1 pseudogene is annotated in these 243 nt (G+C 65.0%); it reads right to left on the reverse strand.

The window, feature by feature from the left end:
- Nucleotides 1-243: pseudogene (locus EOD29_RS34390) on the reverse strand (sugar ABC transporter permease); the annotation flags it as partial.

A 243-nucleotide genomic window follows, 5' to 3' on the forward strand; every position in this document is an offset into this window, starting at 1 on the left:
GCCAGACGGACAGCGCGACCAACGTATAGATCGAATAGTTCGGATGCGAGATCCAGCTCGGCCCTTCGATGCCAATCTGGGCGAGGGCGGCGTTGACGAGGCCGTCGCTGGCGAAAAGCTGGCGCCAGAGCACGGCGATCGCGACGCTGCCGCCGAGCAGCGACGGCAGATAGAAGATGGCACGGTAGATAGGCAGACCGCGCAGGCCGCGGTTCAGGGCCATGGCGACCAGCAAGGCAAAGG

Source organism: Mesorhizobium sp. M1A.T.Ca.IN.004.03.1.1, from assembly GCF_003997555.1.
In the GTDB taxonomy this organism is placed as follows: Bacteria; Pseudomonadota; Alphaproteobacteria; order Rhizobiales; family Rhizobiaceae; genus Mesorhizobium.